Origin of the sequence: Mesorhizobium sp. B2-4-3 (assembly GCF_006442815.1) — a bacterium.
Taxonomy (GTDB): domain Bacteria; phylum Pseudomonadota; class Alphaproteobacteria; order Rhizobiales; family Rhizobiaceae; genus Mesorhizobium.
On sequence record NZ_VFVL01000027.1, the window covers coordinates 1 to 19695 of the forward strand.

Sequence of the window (19695 nt, forward strand, 5' to 3'; positions counted from 1 at the left end):
GCCCGAGCGCCTTTCAAAAAACGCCCATCTGCCTCATGCGCTAAATATCGGCTCCCGTGCAAAACCCTCCTTGTGGGAGAAGGAGGCGCCGGAGGTGACGGATGAGGGGTGCTCCAGGGAAGACCGACGTCTCACTCCGCTGGAACACCCCTCATCCGTCTCGGCGCTGCGCGCCGATCCACCTTCTCCCGCAAGGGGAGAAGGGAAGTCCCTACTCCGCGATCCCTTCCTCATATTCCGCCGACATCGTCAGCCACTTGTCCTCGTTTTGCGCCAGCGTCTGCGCCAGTTGCGAGCGTTCCTTGGCAAGCCGCGTCGCTGTCGAGGGGTCCTTTTCATAGACGGCCGGATTGGCAAGCTCGTCCTCGATCAGGTCGATGCGCTTGCGGATGCGGTCCATCAGCGCCTCGGTGGCGCGGATTTCCTTGGCTAAAGGCTCCAGCGCCGCGCGGCGCTGGGCGGCTTCGCGGCGGCGGTCGGCCTTGGACGCCTTGTCCGCTTCCTTCTGCTCGCGGCGGTTGGACGACACGCCGGTGACCAGCGTCTTATAATCCTCGAGGTCGCCGTCATAGGGATTGACCGCGCCGTCCTTGACCAGCCAGAGCCGGTCGGCGGTGGCCTCGAGCAGGTGCCGGTCGTGCGAGATCAGGATGACCGCGCCCGGAAAATCGTTCAGTGCATGGATCAGCGATTCACGGCTGTCGATGTCGAGGTGATTGGTGGGCTCGTCGAGGATGAACAGGTTCGGTCCCTCGAAGGCCGACAGCCCCATCAACAGCCGCGCCTTCTCGCCGCCGGACAGGTCCTTGGCGGCGGTGTTCATCTTCTCGGTGGTGAGCCCAAACTGGGCGACACGGCCGCGCACCTTCGATTCCGGCGCCTCCGGCATCAGCCTGCGTACATGCTCGTAGGCGTTTTCCTCGGGGCGCAAATCGTCGAGCTGGTGCTGGGCGAAGATCGCCACCTTCAGGCCCGGCGCGATCGTCATCGAGCCGGTCTCGGCCTTGAGGCGGCCGGCGAGCAATTTGGCGAAGGTCGACTTGCCGTTGCCGTTGGCGCCGAGCAGCGCGATGCGGTCGTCGGCATCGATGCGTAGCGTCATCTTCTTCAGGATCGGCCTGCCCTCGGTGTAGCCGACATTGACGCCGTTGAGCGCGACGATCGGCGAAGCCACCGTCTTCACCGGCTCCGGAAAGGAGAACGGCCGCACCGTGTCGTTCACGATGGCCGCGATCGGCTTCATCTTCTCCAGCGCCTTGATGCGCGACTGCGCCTGCCTGGCCTTGGAGGCCTTGGCGCGGAAGCGCTCGACGAAGGATTCCATATGCTTGCGGGCGGCTTCCTGCTTGATGCGGCCCTTTTCCTGCTGTTCTTTTTGCTCGGTGTACTGGCGCTCGAACTGGTCGTAGCCGCCACGCCAGAAGGTCAGCTTCTTCTGATCGAGGTGGACAATGGAATTGACGGCGCGGTTGAGCAAATCACGGTCGTGGGAGATCAGCAGAACCGTGTGCGGATATTTCGAGACGTAATTCTCCAGCCAGAGCGTGCCTTCGAGGTCGAGATAGTTGGTCGGCTCGTCGAGCAGCAGAAGGTCAGGCTCGGAAAACAGCACGGCGGCGAGCGCTACGCGCATGCGCCAGCCGCCCGAGAAGGAGGAGGCCGGGCGGCGCTGCGCCGCATCGTCGAAGCCGAGGCCGGCAAGGATGGTGGCGGCGCGGGACTCGGCCGAATGCGCGTCGATGTCGGCCAGCCGCATGTGGATCTCGGCAATGCGGTGCGCGTCGGTCGCGGTCTTTTCTTCTTCAAGCAGCGCGGTGCGCTCGATATCGGCCTTGAGCACGATGTCGATCAGCGGCTCCTCGGTGCCGGGCGCTTCCTGCGCCACCTGGCCGATGCGGGTGCTTTTCGGCAGGCTGATCGAGCCGGTCTCCGAAGCGAAATCGCCGGTGATCGCCTTGAACAGCGTGGTCTTGCCGGTGCCGTTGCGGCCGACAAGGCCAGCCTTTGTGCCGGCCGGCAGGGTCAATGAAGCATGATCGAGAAGCAGCCGCCCCGCCATGCGCAGCGTAAGGTCGTTGATAATAAGCATGGCCGGCTTTTGCACGGGAGATCGGCGCTTCGCAAGAGCCGGGGCCCGGATGAGACACGCCGCGCGCTGTCTTTGGCCGTTTCAGCAAAAAACTCGAAGGACTGGAACCAGTTGCCGGCCCAAGCGTTTGGACGCCCGTGATCCGCTATCTCGCCCTCGCCTTCATCTTCTTCCAAGTCGCCACGACGACCGCGCTGGCGACGCAGGTGGTTCTGTTCGAAGACGAGACCGCTCACATTGCTCTCGCCGCTGAACCCGCGAGCGGGCCGCAGGGCCGCCCAACCTCCCCCCAAGCAGCCAAGATTACGAACCGGCTAGAGACGCGGGAGCCGGAACACCTGTTGATCCAAATCGATTCCGGAAAAGCATCTTAGGCTTTGCCTATGATTGACGAAGAGGCCGGCGGACACGCCCTCTCTACCCTGTCGGGCTGTCTCCCCAAGGAAAGATTGTTCGTTCCTCCGCTTTCGCCAATCACCGGTCACACTTTGCTTGCCACGTCACAGGTTTGGCGTTGATCGCGGCTGTTGTCTCAACCTATGCTGGCGCGAGCGGCGGGGTTCGATTCAAGCAGAGGACAGATCAGATGCCGAGCAAGACCACGCTCCTTTCGGCCTCGCTGGCGGTCGCGATTTTCGCAGTCGCCGCCGGGCTGGCTATGCTTCTCACCATCCCCGCGGCCCGTGCGGCCATCGACTGCGCGGCAGCGAAGACGCAGGCCGACCTTGCTACTTGCACGACCGCGAATGCCGCTTCGGCCGACGCTGGCCTCAACGCGGTCTACAAGGTGCTGGCGGGACGTCTCGCTCCCGCCGACCTGAAGCGCTTGCGCGACGCGCAGCGCGCCTGGATCCCGTTCCGCGACAAGGAGTGCGCCTTCCGCACCCAGCCTTATGCCGATGGCTCAGTGTACTCGACCCTCGTCGAGACCTGCAGGGCGGAGTTGACCAAGGCGCGGCTGGCGCAGTTGCAGCACCAATTGCAATGCCCGGAAGGCGATCTCTCCTGCGTGCCGCAAAGCGGCGGCAGTGCCGCGCCTGCGAAGGCCCCCCCTGCGACGGCTGGTGCCGCGCCTGCGACGGCTGGTGCCGCGCCTGCGAAGGCTGGAGCCGCGCCTGCGAAACCCGCCCCTGCCAAGGCAAGCCAGAACGACACGCGGCCATGCGTGCAATCCGCCGGCAAGGCGAAGTCGGACCAGTATGTCTCGCAGTGCATCCAGGTGTCGCCGGCTACCAATCCGCCTTGCAACGGGCAGAATGCATGCAGCATGATGGTCGACGAGATCAAGCGCGGCTGCGCCATGATCGGCAACGACAACCCGCCGGGCTTCTGCTCCGCCTATAAGAACTAGGCCGCACCCGCCGCTCGCTTCCTGCCTGCCTCGGCGATCAACATTCCCGGAGAAAGATCAACCCGGCGCAGGAAGACAACCGCAAGTTTGCATCGTGCTCAATATTGATGCAGCAAGAGACGATACCACCAAAAAAGACAGCAAAATCTTCCGAGCCGAGCATGATGCTTATCAAAAATTGATTTCAGTTTTTATCGCAAACCTGCGACCTTGCCGATGCGCCGTGAGTCGTGAGTTGGCGCCAACGATAACTTGGTCCAAGAAACTTGGCTCTGGCCTTCAGGAGCTCACGATGGGCGCGGCGGTCAACGATCCACGCACGTTGAGATATGTCGCGGAAATCACGCGCAAGCTGGCGAAAATGCTCTCGCGCACGCGCTACAACATGCTCGTCTATCTTCTTGAGATGACGGCGGTCGAGGCGGAAAGCCTAGCCAACGAGCAAGACCCCAAGCGGGTCCGGCCGGCGGAGCCACCTCAGGTCCGCGGCTGAGCGCTTGCCGTAAGCCGGTCCAGAGCGTTTCACCGTTTCATGGAAACGGTAAATCGCTCTATTTCCTTGTTTTGACGCAATTCCGGGCGGAGGCTACGGCGAAGGCGCCGAGCCCAACCGCGCACACTTTTCCTGGAATTGCTCAAGGACGGCGAGACATTTCAGTCTGCGCGCTTCGATGGCCGGCGGGTCGTCGCATTCGACGATGGCGCTCGAACCGGTCAAGCGCGTCGAGCGCGGCAAGCATGTCGCCGGAGGGATCGCCCAGCGAAAACAGGGTGCGCCGCGCCCTGACGCCGTCGGCCGCGTCCACCGAGGACTGGACGGCTACCCCCGGCGCAAAGCGCCGAGCGCGGTCAGATGGTCGCGCCATGGCCATGGCGCGACATCATCCGTTGCGGGCAACATGCCTCAGGCCTTGGCCTTGCGCTTCCCTTTGCCAGCGTCGCCTACGGCCGGCTTGCGGCCGAGGCCGGAGGATTTGGCCAGTGCGGAACGAGTCGCCGAATAGCTGGGCGCCACCATCGGATAGTCGGCGGGCAGGCCCCATTTCGCGCGGTATTCGTCCGGCGTCAGACCATGGTCGGTCGCAAGGTGGCGCTTCAACGACTTGAACTTCTTTCCATCCTCCAGGCACACGATGTGGTCGGGGAAAACAGAGCGCTTCGGGTTGACGGCGGGCGTCAGAGCCACCGCCTCCTTGACAATGCTGCCGCTGGAGAGCTTGCGAACCGAGGCGCTGACGCTGGCGATCAGATCAGGCAGGCCAGAGGCGGGGAGCGGATTGTTGCCGACATAGGCTGAAACAATGTCGGCGGTCAGCTCGATTGCAGTCTTGTCGTCGATGTTGGACAATTTTTTCACCTTCTGCTGGTCCTCAAATCGCCAGCTCTTTTTAAGACTTTCGTCGGTGTATCGAATTGGACCTGCCCCCCAACGGACCGTCCATAGTCAGTAAAGCTACGAGACTCAATACCGGGCGATGTTTCTACACAGACTGGAAACGCGCAAGTTAGGAATTCTAACAGCTATAGCGAACGCATTATAGCACGGACTGCCCACCTGCATGCGAAAAAGGCGCTATAGCACTTCGATTCGCCGTGAAAGTTGCTGAAAAATCGAAGTTCAGGGCAAGTTCCGGCACGGCCGCGATAATCTACCGTCGGATAATCGAACATGCGCGATTCGGCGGCCCCGTGGCAAATCGGTCATTTGGCGGCGACACCGCGCCTGAGTTCCGCGGGCGGCTTGTCCGCGAGGATCTCCAGCACGCGCTTCCAGCGCGCGCAGCGGCCGAAATCCTTCTGCTCGATGGCCTTTTCGGCCTTCATGGCGGCATAGAGCGGCGCCTCCGCGCCAAACTCCCTGACCAGCCAGTGCGCCTCCTGCCTGGCGCGGCGTTCGTCATCGTCAACGGCCATCCTGGACATCATGCCTGGTCTCCGTACCTTCGATGCCGACCGCAAGGCAGCTGCCGATGACGAGGACGGCGCCGGCAACCGCCGTCATCGACAGGCTTTCGCCCGAGAGCGTCAGCAGAAACGTGGAAGCAATCGGTGTCAGATAGGCGACGATCGCTATCCTGCCGCCATGATCGAGCTTCGCCGCGCGCGACCAGAAATAATAGCCGAGCCCCATCGGGCCGGCACCGAGATAGAGGCCGAGCAGAAGGTGCGCGCCGGTCGGGCGCACGACGCCGTCATGCAGGCACCAGGCAAAGGTGAGCGCGACGCCGATCAGCGCCGAGGGCAAAAGCAGCCGGTCGGGCGACACGGCAAGGCGGCCGACAGTGAGCGAGTAGAAGGCCATGCAGAGCGCCGAACCGAAAGCGGCGAGATAGCCGACGAGGCTGCCTTCGAACCAGCTCTGCGCGCGGCCGCCTGAAATCACCAGCGCCACGCCGACGAAGCCGAGCGCCGCAGCCAGCCCGAACAACAGCGGACGGCGCGGACGGCCAAGCAGGATGACCGCCGCGGCGGTCATCAGCGGCCAGGTGTAGGCGACCAGGTTTGCCTCGATAACCGGCATCGAGGCGAAGCCGATATATTGCAGCACCATCGTGCCGACCAAGCCAAGGAAGCCGACCGCGTAGGCGAGCGCGGCGTTTCCCTTCTCCCCTTGTGGGAGAAGGTGGATCGGCGCGAAGCGCCGAGACGGATGAGGGGTGTTGGAAGAAACTCCGGCGTCGGTGATCCGTCCAACACCCCTCATCCGACCGAGCTTCGCTCGGCCACCTTCCCCCACAAGGGGGGAAGGGAAGAACCGGATCAGCGCGAAGACCAGGGTCGCGCCGCAAAACTGCAGGAACTGCACTTGCGACACCGGATAGGCGGCAAGCAGCGTCTTGCCGACCAGGGCGTTGGTCGCCCACAGCGCCACGGCGCCGAGGGCGAAGGCAAGCGCCGCCCCGAGGGCGCCGGAACGGCTTTGACTTTCCGGCGCGACCGGACCGAGGCTCAGCGACATTGGAGGCGGCTGACACTCGACCGGATCGTCGGTCATTACCAAGACTCCCTCGCCCCGCCGGAAACCGCCTCGGGCTGCGGCGCGGGATGCTCCTCGGCATGGCGGCGGTAGGCAGGCAGTTGGTTGGTCCAGACATCCTCCGCCAGCTCGTTCACCCAGGCACGGTCATGGTCGTTGTCGGCGGCAAGGTAGAACATGCGGTTGTCGTCGACATAGGGCTTGGTCGCCGAGCGCTGGTTGAGCACCAGCGTGACGCGCTCGCCGAGCTGGATCGGCGCGGTGCGATGGAGCACGCCGAGGAACTGGCCAAGCGTGGCATAGTTCATCTTGTGGTCGATGCGCATGATCTTGTTGCGCGGCAGATCGCGGCCGGATTCCAGGATCGAGCGGCCGGTCTCGGAATCGTCGCAATAGATTTCAAGATGGCCGCCGATGAGCGGGTCGCTGATAGACAGCGGAATGAGCTCGGTCACCGGAACGCCATCGCAATGCCATTCGACCGCGCCGTCTTTCGGATTCATGAAGGTGACGGTCGAGCCGACGATCGACAGTGGATACGGCTCGAGCCTGGTGCCCATCATGTCGGACAGTCTTTCCAGGCGCAGCTTGTCGTGCAAAAGCTCCTTGATCTCCGGAATATAGCGGTCGGCGCCGGTGATGAAGGTGAGGTCGAGGTGCTTGTGCACGGCATGGCTGGCCTTCAACTTCAGGGCGGCTTCCTCGATGGCGGCAAGCAGAGCCGGATCGTAACCGTGACGATACTGGGCGACGCCGAAACCCGACACTTTCCAGGACGTCTCATGACCAATGATGGCCTCGCGACTCATTGCGCAACGCAGTTCGGGAATTGTATGGGCGTTCATTCTACTTTCTCCAAAGTGGGGGCAACACTTGGTTAACAGTCATTTAAACGCCTACCCCTGTAAATTTAGGAATGCTGGTGGTAGCGTAAGCCCAGCTTAAGGTCGAAACCCCCGTGCGTCTGCTCAGTCAGGTCAATCTCAACTCGCTGAAAATCGTGGAGAGCGCCGCGAGGCACAGGAATTTCACGCGTGCCGGCGAGGAGCAGTTCATCACCGCTTCCGCCGTCAGCCAGCGCGTGAAGAGCCTGGAGGATCAGCTTCGCTTCAAGATATTCGAGCGCGGCGGCAATGCCGTGTCGCTGACGCCGGAGGGGGAGACCTACGTGGCGCGCGTGCGCGAGGCGCTGGAGCGGATCGTGGCGGCCAGCATGGAGGCTACGGGCCAGTCGCAGGCGCATGTGCTGCGGATCTGCGTGCTGCCGACCTTTGCCGCGCGCTGGCTGTTTCCCAGGCTGACGGCCTTCCAGCGGCAATATCCCGACATCGAGATGCGGGTGGCGACTTCCTACGCCACGCATGAATTCTCGACCTCGGAATACGATCTCGAGATCCGCTATGGCGACGGCAACTTCCCCGGCCTCACCTCGGACCTGCTGTTCAAGGAAGACCTGACACCGGTCTGCAGCCGCAAGCTCTTCCACGATGTGCTGGGCGACAAGCCGCTGTCGAAGGTGACGCCGGAAGACCTGCGCTATTTCACGCTGCTTCATTCCGAAACCTGCACGCAGAACTGGCAGTCGTGGCTGGGCTTTGCCGGCGCGAGCTTCGTGCTTGGCGAGACCAGGAGCGTTTATTTCGATAGCTGCATGATGTCCTACGAAGCGGCCAATGCCGGGATGGGCTTTGCGGTCGCCAACCGCGCCTACATGGCAAGCGACATCCGCGCCGAACGGCTGATGGCCCCCTTCGCGGTCCACCACCCCAACACGGCGGGCTGGTATTTCGTCAACCCCATCAAGGCGATCGGCGCCCGCAAGGTGCAGTTGTTCAAGCAGTGGATCATGGCCGAAGCAGCGCTGACGCAGCGCCAGCTGGACGTCGAGATCGAGAGCGTTCCGGTGCGGCGCGTAGCGATGGTGTGAAGGTCACTCTTCCACGAATGCTCACTTGAGCGAATTCCGCACCTCGGACGTGCCTCGCAATGGCGGGCCCTGCAGAATTTCGTGATTTTCTGTGGCTCCATAGCCGGCTACCGCGATCGCACCATGACGCAGGGGCGAGACTCAGCTATCTTTGGTCCTGCGGCGGGCCTGATTTTCCCGCTTGGCCGGCGCTACCCAGCTTCCTCCCAAGCAGCGCCGGCCTTCTTCGTTCAGCCCGACCATAATTTCGCCAAGGCCGGCCTTGGCGCTATTGCTTCGGCGGAGTGCCTGGCTGATCGCCGCCGGTGGTCGATTTCGGCACCGGATTCTTGTCGACCTGCGGGTTCTGGTCGACGGCGGGCGCCTTGGTCGGCGGCACGCTGTTGTCGCAGGCGGCGAGCACGAGCCCTGCCGCAAGAGCCAGCAGCACAGGAAGTTTCTTCATGACGACCTCCTCTCGTTCGCTCGTGATCTCAAGGGCAACGAAGCGGTAGCGGTTTGGTTGCGTGGCGCGCGGAACCAACCGGCCTGCGTATGGTTGAACCGCCAGCCAAACGACACAACGAGGAGATGGTCATGCTCCGCCTGCTGCTTACCGGCCTCTTGGCCTACACCGCCTATCGTGTCGCCGTGAGGATCATCGACGAGGTGCCCGGCGATGTCGCGCCGCTGGAGATGCCGGGCGACGAGAGGCGCAATTTGCGGCGCCAGTCGGCGGCGATGGGGGTCGAGCCGAAGCGGTAGCGGCTCTTTCGGGTGGGAACAGCCCCTTCCGGTGAAGCATGGATGCCGACGCAGCCCTCGCCGGCCGCTTCGCGGCCACCTCTCCCCGCTCGCGCGGGGCGAGGAAATTATTGCGAACAAAGCGGAAACGATGCTTGATGGGCGATGAACATCGCCGCTCGTGATTCGTCCTTCGAGGCGCCCGCCTATCTTGGCCGGCTGAACGACGAGCAGCGGCTGGCGGTGATGCATGGCGACGGCAAGGTGGCCGCGCCGCTTCTGGTGATCGCCGGCGCCGGCTCCGGCAAGACCAACACGCTGGCGCATCGCGTCGCCCATCTCATCGTCAAGGGCGCCGATCCGCGCCGCATTCTGCTGATGACCTTCTCGCGCCGCGCCGCGGCCGAGATGGCCAAGCGCGTCGAGCGCATCGCCGGCGAGGTGCTGGGGCGCGACGCGGCCATTATCGCCGACGCGCTCGCCTGGGCCGGCACTTTCCACGGCATCGGCGCGCGACTGCTGCGCGACTATGCCGAGCAGATCGGCCTCGACCCGGCCTTCACCATCCACGACCGCGAGGATTCCGCCGACCTGATGAACCTTGCCCGGCACGAGCTGGGATTCTCGAAAACCGAAAGCCGCTTTCCGACCAAGGGCACCTGCCTGCAGATCTATTCGCGGGCGGTGAATGCGCAGGCGCCGCTGGGTGAAGTGCTGGGTTCGGCCTTTCCCTGGTGCGCGGCATGGGCGGACCAGCTCAAGGAGCTGTTCGCGGCCTATGTCGAGGCCAAGCAGGCGCAGAACGTGCTCGATTACGACGACCTTCTGCTCTACTGGGCGCAGATGGCGGCCGAGCCGGAGATCGCGGCGCATCTCGGCGGCCGCTTCGATCACGTACTGGTCGACGAATACCAGGACACCAACCGGCTGCAGGCCTCGATCCTTCTGGCGCTGAAGCCCGACGGCGTGGGCTTGACCGTCGTTGGCGACGACGCGCAGTCGATCTATTCCTTCCGCGCGGCGGAAGTGCGCAACATCCTCGATTTCCCACAGCAGTTCGCGCAAGCAGCCTCGGTCATCATGCTGGAGCGCAACTACCGCTCGACCGAGACGATCCTGGCCGCGGCCAACAAGGTGATCGGCGAGGCCAGCGAGCGCTTCACCAAGAATCTCTGGACCGAGCGGCGGTCGTCGCACAAGCCGCAGTTGGTCAGCGTGCGCGACGAGGCCGAGCAGGCCAATTATGTGTGCCAGGCGATCCTGGCCGAGCGCGAGGCCGGCACGGCGCTGAAGGCGCAGGCGGTGCTGTTCCGCACCTCGAGCCATAGCGGGCCGCTGGAGGTGGAGCTGACGCGCCGCAACATCCCTTTCGTCAAGTTCGGCGGCCTGAAATTCCTCGATGCCGCGCATGTCAAGGACATGCTGGCGATGCTGCGCTTTGCCGAGAACCCGCGCGACCGCGTCGCCGGTTTTCGCGTGCTGCAGCTTATGCCGGGCATCGGCCCTTCGGCCGCCTCGCAGATCGTGGACGCCATGGCTACGTCGCTGGACGAGACGCTGGGCCTTGCCCGGTTCCGGCCTCCACAGCGCGCCGCGCAGGACTGGCCGGTCTTCCTCGACATCTATGGCGGCTTACGCGCCGGCGCCAAATGGCCGGCCGACCTCGAGCGGATCAGGCTCTGGTACGAGCCGCATATGGAACGCATCCATGAGGATGCGATCACGCGCCGCGCCGACCTCATGCAGCTCGAACAGATCGCATCGACCTATCCTTCGCGCGAGCGCTTCCTGACCGAGCTCACCCTCGACCCGCCCGACGCCACAAGCGACCAGGCCGGGCCGCCGCATCGCGACGAGGATTACCTCATCCTGTCGACCATCCATTCGGCCAAGGGCCAGGAGTGGAAGAACGTCTTCGTGCTCAACACCGTCGACGGCTGCATCCCGGCCGATCTCGGCGTTGGCACCAAGGAGGACATCGAGGAGGAGCGGCGGCTGCTCTACGTGGCGATGACCAGGGCCAAGGACAGCCTGCATCTCGTCGTGCCGCAGCGCTTTTATCCGCACAACCAGGCGGCGCGCGGCGACCGCCACGTCTATGCCTCGCGCACCCGCTTCATCCCGGCCTCGATGCTTTCGGCCTTCGCGCAGTCGTCCTGGGCAAGCGCCGCGCTCAAGGACGACCCGCGCCAGAAGCCGGGCGTCAAGGTCGATCTCGGCTCCCGCATGCGCGGGATGTGGAAATAGGCCGCCTGCCCGTTCCAGCCGACTGCCAGGCGAAGAGTCCGATTTGCCTCCGCTTCAGCGGGCGGCACGCCATCCTTGAGAAAACAGCGGCATGCGTGGAACCTCCCGCCGCAAGCCGCGTTGTGTGGCGTCCTTCCCCAGACGGGAGGCTCGCCGCCTCCGCAGCCAACTGACGAGGTCCGAATGCACGACAGGACGTTCTTCACCCCGGTCGCTCTCAGCGTCGGCGCCGGCCACAAGCGCATGATCGCCTCGCTGTTCGAAATGCATGACTTCCTGACCGAGTTCCCGCCGTCGCGCCGGCGGCTCAGCTACGGCGCCGCGGTGAAGGCCTGCGAGGCCGCGCGGAGTGGAGAAATCCCGCCCGAGGCCGCGCGCGACGCGCTGATCACCTTCGCGGTGACGGCGGGCGTGCTCTGGCCTTCGGAGCAGCCGGTCGTCTCGGTCAAGCCGGCGGCGCGCGGATATGGCGGTTTCGCGGCCTGAATTTTACAAAAGAAGACCGCCCCTCCCGGGTAAGCCCGCCCTCAGCGGCGGGCTTTTCCGTGCTGTCATTCCGGCTTGGCAGCCGCCGGCGACGCTTCTGCGATCGGCGCGGCCGGCTCGGCCGCGGTCACGAAGGGATAGACGAGCTGCTGGTGGTAGAGCTGCGGCACCGGCTCGTCGGTGCCGTATTTTTCCGGCATATTTCGCGGCATGAACAAGGTGCCGCCAATCAGGTCGAGGACGGCCAACTGGCCGGCGAAATTCTTGTCATAGGCCTGGCGTTCGTTGGCATGGTGCCAGTGATGAAACTGCGGCGAGCCAATCAGCCATCTCAGCGGCCCGAACTTGATGCGGGTGTTGGAGTGGATGAACACCGACTGCCAATGATAGATCAGCACGTAGATGAGAAGCGCCTCGCCTGAAAACCCAGCGCGAAGAGCGGCAAGAACGAAGCCGACTTGGTCAGGATCTGGTCCACCGGGTGCACGCGGTGGGCGGCCAGCCAGTCCATCTCCTCGATCGAGTGATGAATGGCGTGAAAGCGCCACAGGAACGGCACCGCGTGAAAGGCGCGATGGGCAAGGTAGAAGCCTATATCGGCAATGATCAGGGCCTCGATCGCCTGCAGCCATAAAGGCTGCGACTGGACGGTGGCCGAAAGCGCCTCGGGCACGACACGTGGGACCATCAGCATCGCGGCGCCAGCAACAGGCCGAACTTGATGACGATGCCGTTGAAGAGCAGTTAGAAGACGTCGTTCAGCCAATGCCGGCGCGTGGCCGATTGCTCGGCATGCAGCGGCAGGAGCTGCTCGAGCGGAATGAAGATGAGGGCGATGACCAGCACCGCCTTGTAGTCGATGAGATCGAACACGGTCGCTCGCGGATCGGCTGAGGCCAGTCTCCGACACTAGGCGCCAAAGGATGAACGGACCGTTGATGGCATGCGCGGCGCCGCGAAATCCCCGTGAAACTTTTCGAGCGCTGCGTGAAACACCGCACGGAACGTTCGCGTTTCACCATGTCAGTTGCGGACGCGCTTTAAGTCTTTGTTTTGATGCATGTCGTTGTCCCGGAACCGTTGCACACTTCCGGGCGACATGCATCGGGAGGGCGGATGTTTCTCGATCGCGAGCGTTTCAAGCCGGCGGCCGAAATGCGGCTCAGCCGGGACAGGTCGTCGATCCGTGTGACGATAACCGACCCCAAGGTGTGCGAGCTCGGCGAAGCGGTCTATGCCTGGGTCACCGCCGACGGCAAGGCGGTCAGGATCGGCACCTGCGGCGCCTCGGCGGGCAAGCGCCTGCTTTCCTATCCCGGCTATATCAACCGCAGCCTCATCGGCCGCGGCGGCGCGACGCCCAAATGGGAGGCGCTGAAGTGGCTGAACCTGCTCACCGAACACGGCATGCTGACGGCGGTGGTGCATCAGCCGGAGCCGACCCCGACCGCGGCGGGCCTGATCAGGCCCTATCTCGATGTCGAGCGCCAGTTGATCCGTCAGCACAGGCCGCTGCTCAACCGCAGCCACCGTTGACCTCGGCTTCCAGGGCCGCAGGCACGGCAACGAACGGCTACGGCGCGGTTGCCGGGCCAAAACGGATCGCACTTTCCTGGAATTGATTTAGTGGACCGTGCCGGCGGCGTCGCCCGGCCCGCCGCGCGGGATCTCGAAGCTCACCTGGTCGCGGCCATTGGACTTGGCCTTGTAGAGATGGCGGTCGGCGACCTGGAACATGTCGTGGTAGGTGGTCGGGCCGCTGAAGGCGGTACCGCCGATGCTCACCGAAAGCGGCCAGGGCCGCCCGCCGGGCGCGAACTCGGCCTCGCGGATGCGGCGCCTGATGGATTCGGCGACCAGGAAGGAGCGCGCGGCGTCGGCGCCGGGCAGGAAGACCGCGAATTCCTCGCCGCCGATACGTCCGACAATGTCGGCGCCGTGCAGTTGCCCCTTGATCGTCGCCGCGATCAACCTCAGCGCCTGGTCGCCGCAATCGTGGCCGAGGCGGTCATTGATCGACTTGAAGTGATCGGCATCGACGATCAGCAGCGCGCCGGCATCGGCGACCGCCTGGCCCCGCGCCCGCTCGAGATAGGCCTCGACCAGCATCGAGAAGGCGCCGCGGTTGAAGACCGCCGTCAGGCTGTCGGTCGCGGCAATGACGCCGAGTTCCTTCTGCGTGATCGCCAATTGGCGCATCTTCCACATCAGGAAGAACAGGAAGGAGCCGCCGAGGACAAGCGGCAGGAACAGGTCCGTGAGTTGCGCCCACAGCAGCGCCTGCGGCGACAGCGAGGGGAAATTGAAGGAATCGACGAAGAAGGCGGCGGCAATGAAAAAGGCGGTGCCGGCGGCGGTGACCACCACGACCCTGCCCCAACTTGTCGGGGACAAATCGATGCGCATGCCGTTGCTCCCGTTACGTCAGGGTCATCATGCCGCGAGGAAGGCAAACGAACTGCTAATATACGCCTCGTCCCGCGAAGTTGGTTAATTCTCGCCTTTCGACGATACGCGAGCAGTCAAGCCGACCGGTTCCGCAACAACATACAACGGGAAGCCCACCACGGATGTGGCGGGCTTCCCGACTGGCCGGAGGTTCTCGTCAGCGCGCCGCCGGCCCGCAGCCGGCAACGCGTAGGAGAGTGCCGTAGAGCCTCACGGCCGGTCCGACACTCCCGGTTGGCCGTTGCCCGGCACCGGGAACGGCGTGACACTCTGACCCGGCACGTGATCCATGCCGAAGCTCGGTCGGATCAAGCGTCAGCGGCTCGCGATCATCAGACAGAGGGCCCTGAGGTCGCTGTCATAAGTGCCTGCACTGGAAAGCACGTCGGCGCAGCGCTTCTTCATGCGCGCCAACTGGTTGCCGGACAAACTGGCGACGGCGCCAGGCAAGCCCGGTTTGGTTGGCTTGCCGGGGTTGGACGGGTTGCTGGGATTGCTCGGATTGGCCGGGTTGCCGCCGATGCCCACGCCGAGGCCGACATTGATGCCGTTTCCAACATTGGCACCGACACCGGCATTGATGCCGTTTCCAACATTGGCGCCGACACCGGCATTGATGCCATTCGAGCCGCCGACCGAGGCGGTAGCGCCGGCATTGACGCCACCCGAACCGCCCAAGGATGCGCCGGCGCCGGCATTGACGCCGCCCGAGCCGCCAACCGAGGCACCAAGGCCGGCATTGACACCGCCGGAACCGCCGACAGACGCGCCGACGCCGGCGTTAATGCCGCCGGAACCTCCGACAGATGCGCCGACGCCGACACCAATGCCGCTCGCGGCGTTCGCGGGCAGGGCAAAAATAGCGATAATCGCACCATATGACAAAGTTCTAGCGATATTTTTGGAAATACTTGACATTGCACTCTCCTCTTTTTCATAACTATTTGCTGCGCTGCATCATGCCAATATCTATGTTTCGCATGTGCTTTACGCAAAAATACCTACGCGCTCATCTTCACTCAGGTTTCAGAGGGGTGTTTGCAAGAATAGGTTGTAGTTTTTGGGTGCTATATCACTGAACTAAAAATATAAGATATTTTACTTCAATATTTAAACTATTGAGAAATTTTCGAAACCAAAAGCAAGACGTTAATTCGGTACTGTTGGTTGGATCGGAAGCGACTCCGCCAAACGACTTTGGCCAAGCACGGCGCTCGGTTGAGAACGCCTCCCAAATGTGACGGTTCCGCTTTCAGGCGTAGGCGCGACCGTCCTCGGAGCGCTGGAACAGCGCCAGGTCGAGCGGCACCGAGGGTCGGCCGAGCACAGTGAGCATCATATGCGCCTGGCCGCGATGGTGGGTCTGGTGGTTGAAGAAATGGCTGAGCGCAGGCGAAAGGCGCTGCGAGACGGTGCGCATGTCGACGGTCATGTAGGAGAAACGCCCGGTGATCGCCTTGTCGCCCATCCCATTCACCCAGTCGACGACCCTCCTGTCCTCGGCCTCGCGCGCCAGCTTCAGGGCCGGCAAGGCGTGGTAGAGTATGGCGGCGGTGTTCGAGGGCGCGTCGCCCTCGCCGGTGAAACGCTTCATCCAGACGCGGTCGACGGCGAGCAGATGGTTCAGCGTGCCGAGCATCGAGCCGAAGACGGCGCCGACGTCGCGACCGAACTCGTCTTCGCCAAGATCGGCGGCGGCATCGTAGAGGCGGCCATTGGCCCATTGATTGTAGGCCGCAAACATCATGAAATGCTGCTTCATTCTTCCCACCCGGCTTAATCCGAATCCAGACCCTACGTAACCCGCAGCAACGGACCCGCCAATGACCATTCTGCTTTACGACCTCGTCGGCCATGACACCGCCCGCCCGTTCAGCCCGCATTGCTGGAAGACCAAGATGGCATTGGCGCATAAGGGGCTTGCCGCCACCAAGATGCCGACGCGCTTCCTGGAGGTGCCGAAGGTCGAAGGCGGCGTGTCGAAGACGGTGCCGGTGATCCGCGACGGCGAGCGCGTGGTGGCCGATTCCTTCGCCATCGCGCTCTATCTCGACGAAGCCTATCCCGAACGGCCGACGCTGTTTTCCGGCGAAGGCGGCAAGGCGACGGCGCGCTTCATCGAGCGCTGGTCGCAGCTCACCATCCACCCCTATATCGCGACGGTGGCTCTGACCGATCTGCATGCGATGCAGGATGAACCGAACGCGGCCTATTTCCGCGAGAATCGCGAACAGCGCTACGGCAAGCGCCTGGAAGACGTCGTGGCCAATCGCGAGGCCGGGCTCTCGGCCTTCCGTGCCGCGCTGGAGCCGCTGCGCTCGACGCTGACATACCAGCCCTTCATCGGCGGCGCGGCGCCGCTGTTTGTCGATTACATCGTGTTCGGGGCGCTGCAATGGGGCCGCATCGCCTCGCCTTTCCAGTTGCTCGACGATGCCGACGGCATCGCGCGCTGGTTCGAGCGCTGCCTCGACCTGCATGGCGGGATCGGCCGGCAGGTCGCCGCTGCGGCCTGAACGCCGCGAGCGCGGGACCGCCATGTTGCGCTATGAAATGCGGGCAGAGATCTGGGTCTATCCCGGCAAGGGAGGTTGGCATTTCATAACGCTGCCGACGGACGTCGCGGCGCGGATCAAGGCGGCGATGGCGGGGCTGGCGCGCCCTTGGGGCTCGCTCGGCATCACGGCGACGATCGGCAAGACCAGGTGGCAAACGTCGCTCTTTCCCGACACGTCGTCCGGCAGCCTGCTGTTGCCGGTCAAGGCCTCGGTGCGCCAGCGGGAAGGCCTCAAGGCGGGCGATGAGCCTACAGTGACCTTTGAGTTTGAGCTTTAGCGCCTACTTTGACGCGCCCTTGTCGCGCGCGTCCCCATTCGGCGCATTGCTGTCGGCCAGCCTCACGCAGATCGGATCGCCCTGTTCCATACGCACGCATTGCCATTCCGGGCCGAAGCCGAAATTCTGCTCCGCGCGCTGCGGGAAGAAAAGCAGGGCAAGGACGACAGCGGCGAAGAACACGACCACGAAAAGAAGGCCAGCCATGTCGCCGCGTGTGAGATAGGGCCAGTTCATCACCTCGGGCTCCGCTGCCACGGCGCTCCGGACTTCGCGCCCGAGGCGCATGCAGCCACCTGATTATCCCGCAAACGGCTCGCCTTGACCAGAAGTCGACCTCCCCTTGGCAAGCCGCCGGGCGACTTGTATAGAGCCCGCCACCCCAGTTTCCATTCCCACAACAAGGACGACCCTATGGCGATCGAACGCACCTTCTCCATGATCAAGCCGGACGCGACCAGGCGCAACCTCACCGGCGCCATCACCAAGATGCTGGAAGACGCCGGCCTGCGCGTCATCGCATCGCGCCGCGTGTGGATGAGCCGCCGCGAGGCGGAAGGGTTCTACGCCGTCCACAAGGATCGCCCTTTCTTCGGCGAGCTGGTGGAATTCATGTCGTCGGCGCCCACGATCGTGCAGGTGCTGGAGGGCGAGAACGCCATCGCCAAGAACCGTGAAGTGATGGGCGCCACCAACCCGGCCAACGCCGCCGATGGCACCATTCGCAAGGTGCATGCGCTGTCGATCGGCGAGAATTCGGTGCATGGCTCGGACGCGCCCGAAACAGCCGCGCAGGAGATCAAGTACTGGTTCTCGGACACCGAGATCGTCGGCTGAGGCGCAAGCTCGAGTTTCACGGAACGGCCCGCTCCAGCGGGCCGTTTTTTTGTTTTTGAGACGGGTGGTCACATTCGCTGCCTGCCCTAGGTTCAGCGAAATTGGCAACAAAGTAGCGCTCGGCGGCTGCGAGCCGCGCTTCCGCCGAACCGTGGGAGGGAGGCATGATCAAGCCTCATGTTTCTGAAAGTGGCCTTGCCTATCCGGACGACCTCGCCCTGTTGAAGCGCATCTATGACGAGGTCTGCGAGGAGCGAGGCATCGTTATAGGCAGTTCCGAGGCGTCGGAACTGGCGATAGAGGCGATGAGACTGTTTTCCGCCGGTGTCTTCGATGAAGTGACGATCGGCCGCCGTCTCCGAGGCGGTGACGGGGAGAGCGGGGAGTTCAGTCCCCGTCGCCATAGCGGATGACTTCCACCTTCTCCCGGGTGATCAGGCAGCTCTTGGTCCTGGTCAGTGCCTTGATCTCGGGGATCAGCGCATCGATCTTCTCCGGCGCGTCGACGATCTCGACGACGATGGGCAAATCCTGCGACAGGCGCAGGATCTTGGCGGTGTGCAGCACGCTCGAGCGGCCGAAGCCGAGCGGGCCCCTCAAAACCGTGGCGCCGGCCATGCCGGTCTCGCGCGCCTTGATGACGATCGCCTCGTGCAGCGGCTTGCCATCGGCTGCTCTGTCGTCCTCGCCGAAGAAGATCCTGAGCAGCGCGCATTGGGTGGGAAGTTCCATGTTCTCTTCTCCCTGATCACCTGTTGGCCCGATCACCTGTCGGCCGGCAGGCGGTTGAGCCTGGACGCCATGAGGTAGCCCAGCCACGCCGCGGCGAGAGACAGGCCGACCACGCTGATGAGATAGGTCGCGGCCAGCGGCCAGTCGCCCTCGAACAGCAGGATAAATGTATCGAGGCTCATCGCCGAAAACGTGGTGAGGCCGCCGCAGAAGCCGGCCATGACGAAATTGCGGCTAGCCGGGCCGACCATCAGGCGCCCGTCCGGCCCGGTCAGCGTGGCGAAGGCCATGATGATCCACGAGCCGACGACATTGACGAAAGCAGTCGACCAAAGCGCGTTCATGCCGAGCAGCGAGACGATGACATAGCTCGACAGGAAGCGGGCCAGCGAGCCGATCGCCGCGCCACAACCGACCGCCAGATAAAGCCGCATCGCCATCTGCCTGTCCGTCATCGTTCAGCCCACTACCCAGGCGACGGCCCAGAAGCCGAGCGCGACGAACAGCACGCACAGAACCGACGAAGCGACGACGTTGAAGGCTGCGTGCCGCCCCTCGCCGTCGAGCTCGAGATTGAGCGTCTGCAGGCAGAAGGACGATACCGTGGTGTAGCCGCCGAACAGGCCTACGACGATCAGGTCGCGCACGAGATCGCTGGCGAACACGCCGCCGACAGCCCGCGCCGCGCCTGCGAAGGCGCCGATGGCCAAGGCGCCGGAAACGTTGACCAGCAACGTGCCCCAGGGAAAGGTCTCGCCGATGGCACGGCCGACCACGCCGGAGAGGAAGAAGCGGGAAATGCCGCCGAGGAAACCGCCGATCAGGACCAGGGCGCAAGCCGCAAGGGTCATCGCTTCAATGCCTTTCCAAACGCGATTCCGCACCGGAATCACTTCACGAAATCAGGCATGGTGCGAGCGGGAAAAACAAATCCTGCCGCGCGAGAGCACGCCTGGCAGGAGTCATCAGCCCGTAAGGGCGGTTTCGGGGGAACCCCATCCCCATTTTCGAGGGAGCCTAGGGGGTCGAGGCGGCGCGGTCAA

Annotated in this window: 28 protein-coding genes and 1 riboswitch; of the genes, 12 read left to right on the forward strand and 16 right to left on the reverse strand. The window is 63.8% G+C overall.

Annotated elements, in window-relative coordinates:
* Positions 1-211 precede the first annotated feature (211 nt).
* Positions 212-2089 carry an ABC-F family ATP-binding cassette domain-containing protein gene (locus FJ956_RS22415; protein WP_140679869.1) on the reverse strand — a complete coding sequence of 626 codons (1878 nt, stop codon included), beginning with the start codon at positions 2087-2089 and terminating at the stop codon, positions 212-214.
* Between the two features lie 137 nt (positions 2090-2226).
* Here FJ956_RS22415 and FJ956_RS22420 point away from each other — a divergent pair, with 137 nt between their 5' ends.
* The 3 genes from FJ956_RS22420 to FJ956_RS22435 all read left to right on the forward strand — a co-directional run bounded on the left by FJ956_RS22420 (position 2227) and on the right by FJ956_RS22435 (position 3933).
* Positions 2227-2463, forward strand: a complete 237-nt coding sequence (locus FJ956_RS22420) for a hypothetical protein (protein WP_140679871.1) — start codon at positions 2227-2229, stop codon at positions 2461-2463.
* Positions 2464-2675: 212 nt separating this feature from the next.
* On the forward strand, positions 2676-3440 hold the full coding sequence (locus tag FJ956_RS30590; protein WP_246672126.1) for a lysozyme inhibitor LprI family protein: 765 nt from the start codon (positions 2676-2678) through the stop codon (positions 3438-3440).
* A gap of 94 nt (positions 3441-3534) precedes the next feature.
* Positions 3535-3933, forward strand: a complete 399-nt coding sequence (locus FJ956_RS22435) for a hypothetical protein (protein WP_140679873.1) — start codon at positions 3535-3537, stop codon at positions 3931-3933.
* A gap of 411 nt (positions 3934-4344) precedes the next feature.
* Here the strand turns inward: FJ956_RS22435 and FJ956_RS22440 are convergent, their stop codons facing one another.
* From FJ956_RS22440 to FJ956_RS22460, 4 genes are all read right to left on the reverse strand, one after another.
* Positions 4345-4788, reverse strand: a complete 444-nt coding sequence (locus tag FJ956_RS22440) for a MucR family transcriptional regulator (protein WP_140679875.1) — start codon at positions 4786-4788, stop codon at positions 4345-4347.
* A gap of 353 nt (positions 4789-5141) precedes the next feature.
* The gene (locus FJ956_RS22445; RefSeq protein ID WP_246672127.1) at positions 5142-5366 is read right to left on the reverse strand and encodes a hypothetical protein; all 225 of its coding nucleotides are present in this window, start codon (positions 5364-5366) and stop codon (positions 5142-5144) included.
* The gene (locus tag FJ956_RS22450; RefSeq protein WP_140680068.1) at positions 5344-6399 is read right to left on the reverse strand and encodes a DMT family transporter; all 1056 of its coding nucleotides are present in this window, start codon (positions 6397-6399) and stop codon (positions 5344-5346) included. The genes FJ956_RS22445 and FJ956_RS22450 overlap by 23 nt, the downstream gene beginning before the upstream one ends.
* A gap of 35 nt (positions 6400-6434) precedes the next feature.
* Entirely contained in the window at positions 6435-7262 is an 828-nt protein-coding gene (locus FJ956_RS22460) for a hypothetical protein (RefSeq protein ID WP_181170260.1), read from the reverse strand.
* 113 nt (positions 7263-7375) lie between these two features.
* Between FJ956_RS22460 and FJ956_RS22465 the strand changes: the two genes are divergently transcribed.
* Positions 7376-8344 (forward strand): LysR substrate-binding domain-containing protein, encoded by a 969-nt coding sequence (locus FJ956_RS22465; RefSeq protein WP_140679877.1) that lies wholly within the window; start codon positions 7376-7378, stop codon positions 8342-8344.
* Between the two features lie 268 nt (positions 8345-8612).
* On the opposite strand, the gene FJ956_RS30595 is transcribed toward FJ956_RS22465, so the two are convergent.
* Positions 8613-8789 (reverse strand): hypothetical protein, encoded by a 177-nt coding sequence (locus FJ956_RS30595; RefSeq protein WP_181170261.1) that lies wholly within the window; start codon positions 8787-8789, stop codon positions 8613-8615.
* Positions 8790-8920: 131 nt separating this feature from the next.
* Here FJ956_RS30595 and FJ956_RS30600 point away from each other — a divergent pair, with 131 nt between their 5' ends.
* The 3 genes from FJ956_RS30600 to FJ956_RS22475 all read left to right on the forward strand — a co-directional run bounded on the left by FJ956_RS30600 (position 8921) and on the right by FJ956_RS22475 (position 11800).
* Entirely contained in the window at positions 8921-9088 is a 168-nt protein-coding gene (locus FJ956_RS30600) for a hypothetical protein (RefSeq protein ID WP_181170262.1), read from the forward strand.
* 144 nt (positions 9089-9232) lie between these two features.
* The gene (locus tag FJ956_RS22470) at positions 9233-11314 is read left to right on the forward strand and encodes an ATP-dependent helicase (protein ID WP_140679879.1); all 2082 of its coding nucleotides are present in this window, start codon (positions 9233-9235) and stop codon (positions 11312-11314) included.
* A gap of 183 nt (positions 11315-11497) precedes the next feature.
* Complete coding sequence (locus tag FJ956_RS22475; protein ID WP_140679881.1) at positions 11498-11800, forward strand: DUF982 domain-containing protein; 303 nt, start codon at positions 11498-11500, stop codon at positions 11798-11800.
* Positions 11801-11865: 65 nt separating this feature from the next.
* Here FJ956_RS22475 and FJ956_RS30880 read toward each other — a convergent pair whose 3' ends face one another.
* From FJ956_RS30880 to FJ956_RS31055, 3 genes are read right to left on the reverse strand one after another with little or no spacing between them, the layout of a single operon-like run.
* Positions 11866-12198 carry a sterol desaturase family protein gene (locus FJ956_RS30880; RefSeq protein ID WP_246672128.1) on the reverse strand — a complete coding sequence of 111 codons (333 nt, stop codon included), beginning with the start codon at positions 12196-12198 and terminating at the stop codon, positions 11866-11868.
* Positions 12192-12494, reverse strand: coding sequence for a sterol desaturase family protein (locus FJ956_RS30885; protein ID WP_246672129.1), 303 nt, complete (start codon positions 12492-12494; stop codon positions 12192-12194). The genes FJ956_RS30880 and FJ956_RS30885 overlap by 7 nt, the downstream gene beginning before the upstream one ends.
* A gap of 50 nt (positions 12495-12544) precedes the next feature.
* Positions 12545-12673, reverse strand: coding sequence for a hypothetical protein (locus FJ956_RS31055; RefSeq protein ID WP_281405630.1), 129 nt, complete (start codon positions 12671-12673; stop codon positions 12545-12547).
* A 243-nt stretch (positions 12674-12916) separates the two neighbouring features.
* On the opposite strand from FJ956_RS31055, the gene FJ956_RS22485 reads away from it, so the two are divergent.
* Positions 12917-13336, forward strand: a complete 420-nt coding sequence (locus FJ956_RS22485) for a hypothetical protein (protein ID WP_140679883.1) — start codon at positions 12917-12919, stop codon at positions 13334-13336.
* 87 nt (positions 13337-13423) lie between these two features.
* Here the strand turns inward: FJ956_RS22485 and FJ956_RS22490 are convergent, their stop codons facing one another.
* From FJ956_RS22490 to FJ956_RS22500, 3 genes are all read right to left on the reverse strand, one after another.
* Complete coding sequence (locus tag FJ956_RS22490; protein ID WP_140679885.1) at positions 13424-14206, reverse strand: GGDEF domain-containing protein; 783 nt, start codon at positions 14204-14206, stop codon at positions 13424-13426.
* 357 nt (positions 14207-14563) lie between these two features.
* Complete coding sequence (locus tag FJ956_RS22495; protein ID WP_181170263.1) at positions 14564-15166, reverse strand: hypothetical protein; 603 nt, start codon at positions 15164-15166, stop codon at positions 14564-14566.
* Positions 15167-15500: 334 nt separating this feature from the next.
* On the reverse strand, positions 15501-16010 hold the full coding sequence (locus FJ956_RS22500; RefSeq protein WP_140679887.1) for a DinB family protein: 510 nt from the start codon (positions 16008-16010) through the stop codon (positions 15501-15503).
* Positions 16011-16071: 61 nt separating this feature from the next.
* Here FJ956_RS22500 and FJ956_RS22505 point away from each other — a divergent pair, with 61 nt between their 5' ends.
* Both FJ956_RS22505 and FJ956_RS22510 read left to right on the forward strand, forming a co-directional pair.
* Entirely contained in the window at positions 16072-16764 is a 693-nt protein-coding gene (locus FJ956_RS22505) for a glutathione S-transferase family protein (protein WP_140679889.1), read from the forward strand.
* Between the two features lie 22 nt (positions 16765-16786).
* Entirely contained in the window at positions 16787-17083 is a 297-nt protein-coding gene (locus FJ956_RS22510) for a DUF1905 domain-containing protein (RefSeq protein ID WP_140679897.1), read from the forward strand.
* Between the two features lie 3 nt (positions 17084-17086).
* On the opposite strand, the gene FJ956_RS22515 is transcribed toward FJ956_RS22510, so the two are convergent.
* A complete protein-coding gene (locus FJ956_RS22515; RefSeq protein ID WP_140679899.1) occupies positions 17087-17320 on the reverse strand; it encodes a hypothetical protein in 234 nt (77 codons plus the stop codon).
* A gap of 177 nt (positions 17321-17497) precedes the next feature.
* Here FJ956_RS22515 and ndk point away from each other — a divergent pair, with 177 nt between their 5' ends.
* The gene (gene ndk / locus FJ956_RS22520; protein WP_140679901.1) at positions 17498-17920 is read left to right on the forward strand and encodes a nucleoside-diphosphate kinase; all 423 of its coding nucleotides are present in this window, start codon (positions 17498-17500) and stop codon (positions 17918-17920) included.
* A 164-nt stretch (positions 17921-18084) separates the two neighbouring features.
* The gene (locus tag FJ956_RS22525) at positions 18085-18333 is read left to right on the forward strand and encodes a hypothetical protein (protein ID WP_140679903.1); all 249 of its coding nucleotides are present in this window, start codon (positions 18085-18087) and stop codon (positions 18331-18333) included.
* On the opposite strand, the gene FJ956_RS22530 is transcribed toward FJ956_RS22525, so the two are convergent.
* From FJ956_RS22530 to crcB (FJ956_RS22540), 3 genes are read right to left on the reverse strand one after another with little or no spacing between them, the layout of a single operon-like run.
* Entirely contained in the window at positions 18308-18652 is a 345-nt protein-coding gene (locus FJ956_RS22530) for a DUF190 domain-containing protein (protein WP_140679906.1), read from the reverse strand. The two genes, FJ956_RS22525 and FJ956_RS22530, sit on opposite strands and share 26 nt — an antisense overlap.
* Before the next feature lie 32 nt (positions 18653-18684).
* Positions 18685-19107 carry a fluoride efflux transporter CrcB gene (crcB, locus tag FJ956_RS22535; protein ID WP_140679908.1) on the reverse strand — a complete coding sequence of 141 codons (423 nt, stop codon included), beginning with the start codon at positions 19105-19107 and terminating at the stop codon, positions 18685-18687.
* Positions 19108-19110: 3 nt separating this feature from the next.
* Positions 19111-19503: a fluoride efflux transporter CrcB gene (gene crcB / locus FJ956_RS22540; RefSeq protein WP_140679912.1), complete on the reverse strand. Its 393-nt coding sequence runs from the start codon at positions 19501-19503 to the stop codon at positions 19111-19113.
* A gap of 98 nt (positions 19504-19601) precedes the next feature.
* Positions 19602-19664: riboswitch (Fluoride riboswitch) on the reverse strand.
* Positions 19665-19695: the final 31 nt, after the last annotated feature.

What these genes read in the sequence shown, in the direction of transcription:
- FJ956_RS22415 (WP_140679869.1), bottom strand. Translation starts at nt 2,089, where the DNA reads ATGCTTATTATCAACGACCTTACGCTGCGCATGGCGGGGCGGCTGCTT.
- FJ956_RS30590 (WP_246672126.1), top strand. Translation starts at nt 2,676, where the DNA reads ATGCCGAGCAAGACCACGCTCCTTTCGGCCTCGCTGGCGGTCGCGATT.
- FJ956_RS22445 (WP_246672127.1), bottom strand. Translation starts at nt 5,366, where the DNA reads ATGATGTCCAGGATGGCCGTTGACGATGACGAACGCCGCGCCAGGCAG.
- FJ956_RS22450 (WP_140680068.1), bottom strand. Translation starts at nt 6,399, where the DNA reads ATGTCGCTGAGCCTCGGTCCGGTCGCGCCGGAAAGTCAAAGCCGTTCC.
- FJ956_RS22460 (WP_181170260.1), bottom strand. Translation starts at nt 7,262, where the DNA reads ATGAACGCCCATACAATTCCCGAACTGCGTTGCGCAATGAGTCGCGAG.
- FJ956_RS30595 (WP_181170261.1), bottom strand. Translation starts at nt 8,789, where the DNA reads ATGAAGAAACTTCCTGTGCTGCTGGCTCTTGCGGCAGGGCTCGTGCTC.
- FJ956_RS30600 (WP_181170262.1), top strand. Translation starts at nt 8,921, where the DNA reads ATGCTCCGCCTGCTGCTTACCGGCCTCTTGGCCTACACCGCCTATCGT.
- FJ956_RS22470 (WP_140679879.1), top strand. Translation starts at nt 9,233, where the DNA reads ATGAACATCGCCGCTCGTGATTCGTCCTTCGAGGCGCCCGCCTATCTT.
- FJ956_RS22475 (WP_140679881.1), top strand. Translation starts at nt 11,498, where the DNA reads ATGCACGACAGGACGTTCTTCACCCCGGTCGCTCTCAGCGTCGGCGCC.
- FJ956_RS30885 (WP_246672129.1), bottom strand. Translation starts at nt 12,494, where the DNA reads ATGCTGATGGTCCCACGTGTCGTGCCCGAGGCGCTTTCGGCCACCGTC.
- FJ956_RS22485 (WP_140679883.1), top strand. Translation starts at nt 12,917, where the DNA reads ATGTTTCTCGATCGCGAGCGTTTCAAGCCGGCGGCCGAAATGCGGCTC.
- FJ956_RS22490 (WP_140679885.1), bottom strand. Translation starts at nt 14,206, where the DNA reads ATGCGCATCGATTTGTCCCCGACAAGTTGGGGCAGGGTCGTGGTGGTC.
- FJ956_RS22495 (WP_181170263.1), bottom strand. Translation starts at nt 15,166, where the DNA reads ATGTCAAGTATTTCCAAAAATATCGCTAGAACTTTGTCATATGGTGCG.
- FJ956_RS22500 (WP_140679887.1), bottom strand. Translation starts at nt 16,010, where the DNA reads ATGAAGCAGCATTTCATGATGTTTGCGGCCTACAATCAATGGGCCAAT.
- FJ956_RS22505 (WP_140679889.1), top strand. Translation starts at nt 16,072, where the DNA reads ATGACCATTCTGCTTTACGACCTCGTCGGCCATGACACCGCCCGCCCG.
- FJ956_RS22510 (WP_140679897.1), top strand. Translation starts at nt 16,787, where the DNA reads ATGTTGCGCTATGAAATGCGGGCAGAGATCTGGGTCTATCCCGGCAAG.
- FJ956_RS22515 (WP_140679899.1), bottom strand. Translation starts at nt 17,320, where the DNA reads ATGAACTGGCCCTATCTCACACGCGGCGACATGGCTGGCCTTCTTTTC.
- ndk (WP_140679901.1), top strand. Translation starts at nt 17,498, where the DNA reads ATGGCGATCGAACGCACCTTCTCCATGATCAAGCCGGACGCGACCAGG.
- FJ956_RS22525 (WP_140679903.1), top strand. Translation starts at nt 18,085, where the DNA reads ATGATCAAGCCTCATGTTTCTGAAAGTGGCCTTGCCTATCCGGACGAC.
- FJ956_RS22530 (WP_140679906.1), bottom strand. Translation starts at nt 18,652, where the DNA reads ATGGAACTTCCCACCCAATGCGCGCTGCTCAGGATCTTCTTCGGCGAG.
- crcB (WP_140679908.1), bottom strand. Translation starts at nt 19,107, where the DNA reads ATGACGGACAGGCAGATGGCGATGCGGCTTTATCTGGCGGTCGGTTGT.
- crcB (WP_140679912.1), bottom strand. Translation starts at nt 19,503, where the DNA reads ATGACCCTTGCGGCTTGCGCCCTGGTCCTGATCGGCGGTTTCCTCGGC.